The sequence below is a fragment of the Streptomyces sp. DH12 genome, from assembly GCF_020873895.1.
Lineage (GTDB): Bacteria > Actinomycetota > Actinomycetes > Streptomycetales > Streptomycetaceae > Streptomyces.
In genome coordinates this window covers 1-388 of the sequence record NZ_JAHWGT010001672.1, presented here as the reverse complement: position 1 = coordinate 388, position 388 = coordinate 1, and the positions used below count along the sequence as shown (strand labels likewise).

The window sequence follows — 388 nt, the reverse complement described above, 5'->3', positions numbered from 1 at the left end:
GGAGGCGTTCAGCAACTGCACCACCAGCTGCCCGATCAGCCCGAGACCGATGACCAGGGCCGCCTCGCCGAGCCGCGACTCGCCCTGGCGCACGCCCTGCAGCGCGATCGACCCGACCGTGCCGAAGGCCGCGTGCCGGGGCGCGACCCCGTCCGGGACCGGGACGTAGAGGTTCTTCGGCACCCAGTTCAGCTCGGCGTGCAGCGCGTGCTCGTTGCCCGCGCACGCCACCAGGTCGCCCACCTTCACGTCGTCGGTCCCGGCGCCGACCTGCTCCACCACCCCGCACAGCGAATAGCCCAGCGGCGTGTACGAGTCGAGCTTGCCCATCACCTTGCGGTACGTGGCGGGCACCCCGTTGGCGGCGACGCTCTGCACGACCTTCGCC

The 388-nt window shown here is 72.2% G+C and carries 1 protein-coding gene; it reads right to left on the bottom strand.

Annotation, left to right across the window (positions count from 1 at the left end):
- Nucleotides 1-388: zinc-binding alcohol dehydrogenase (locus LPA54_RS41670; RefSeq protein WP_228985554.1), on the bottom strand; the 388-nt coding region annotated here is incomplete at both ends.